We start from the raw sequence: 1405 nt of genomic DNA on the forward strand, positions 1-1405 counted from the left end.
TTGTGTTGTACGTCGCAGACCTGGGGCGGGGAACCTTCCGGCTCAACCTCACCGCTTGGCGGCGACAAGGGAATACATTACGCCGAACCCCCACCCCCAGCAAACCCACCCACCACCCGGGCGTGTCGCAACCCGGAAGCACGGCCAGCACGGCCGCGCCCCGACGGCTCCTGCTCGGCGCCGACGCGCCGACCGCCGGATACGACGAAGCCCCCGTCCGATGGACGGGGGCTTGTCGACTGTCTCAACTCAGTGTGGACCCAGGGGGATTCGAACCCCCGACCTTCTCATTGCGAACGAGACGCGCTACCAACTGCGCCATGGGCCCTTGCAACCCGAGATACATTACCAGACCCCGAGCCGCTTGCCGAAACCGAGGCGCGTCAGGCGCGTCGCGAGGCGTCGAGCCATGCGTCCGCGATCCTTCGGGCGCCCTCGGCAGAGGGGTGGACGCCGTCAGGCGCGAGCGCGGCAGCACCCACGGTGCGGGCGGCCTCGGTGAGCAGACGGTGCAGCGGCACGAAGGACGCGCCGTGCTCCTCCGCGAGACGCGCGATGACCTCTCGCTTCGCCGCGAGGTCGTCGAGCCACCCCTCCTGATCGTCGCGCACGGGCAGGACGAACGGCTCCACGAGGATGAGCCGTGCGCGGCGCGCGGCGTCACTCGCAAGCAGCCGGCGCACGGTCGCCTCGAAGTCCTCGGCGCTGGTGGGGTCGTCGCGATCGAAGCGCCGCCAGGTGTCGTTGACGCCGACGTAGACGGTGAGCACGTCCGGCTGGGCTGCCTCCACGTCCTCGTTCCAGCGGCGCTCGAGGTCGACGGCGCGGTCTCCCCCGACCCCGACGTTCACCACGTGCACCTCATCGCCGAGCGCCTCGGCGATGAGGTGCACGTAACCGTGTCCGAGCGAGGCGGCGTGCGAGCGATCGCGACCGGCATCGGTGATCGAGTCTCCGACGAACACGAGTCGAGCGGGGCGGGTCATCGTTCTCCTTCGAGCGGGACGGACGGGCTCCGACCCGCCGCGAGCGTCACACGATCGGGGCGTCGCCGCACCGGATCGGACATCTGCGGTCATCCGGCTGCGCGGCGGGCGAGCAGCTCGCGCACGTGCGCCTCGATCTCGGCGTCGTCGACGAACCCCATGCGCGCATACGGCGACGCCGGCTGCTGCTGACGGGCCGCCGTGATCGGCACCGGCGCGGGAGCCTGGGCCGCGATCTGCGTGCGCAGCGCCTCCTCGCGCGCGGCCGCGCGGAGCGCCTCGTGTGCGCGCGCGCCGTCGAGCGCGAGCGCGGCGCGCGAGCCGGAGACGCTCGTCAGCGGCGCCGGGAGCGAGCGCGGCGTCCAGCCGCGGTCCTCGGGGTCCATGAGCGCGGGCGCGGCCCGGCGGACCGCCGGGGC

Annotated in this window: 1 protein-coding gene, 1 tRNA gene and 1 pseudogene; all 3 read right to left on the reverse strand. The window is 72.7% G+C overall.

Going from position 1 to position 1405, the window contains the following annotated elements:
• Positions 1-255: 255 nt before the first annotated feature.
• Positions 256-328 (reverse strand) — tRNA-Ala (locus tag ACOWU6_RS16780).
• Between the two features lie 55 nt (positions 329-383).
• Positions 384-986 (reverse strand): SGNH/GDSL hydrolase family protein, encoded by a 603-nt coding sequence (locus ACOWU6_RS16785; protein WP_421076396.1) that lies wholly within the window; start codon positions 984-986, stop codon positions 384-386.
• An 89-nt stretch (positions 987-1075) separates the two neighbouring features.
• Positions 1076-1405 (reverse strand): annotated as a pseudogene (locus tag ACOWU6_RS16790) (hypothetical protein); the annotation flags it as partial.

Origin of the sequence: Microbacterium sp. SA156, from assembly GCF_049065455.1 — a bacterium.
In the GTDB taxonomy this organism is placed as follows: domain Bacteria; phylum Actinomycetota; class Actinomycetes; order Actinomycetales; family Microbacteriaceae; genus Microbacterium; species Microbacterium barkeri.

What these genes read in the sequence shown, in the direction of transcription:
- ACOWU6_RS16785 (WP_421076396.1), bottom strand. Translation starts at nt 986, where the DNA reads ATGACCCGCCCCGCTCGACTCGTGTTCGTCGGAGACTCGATCACCGAT.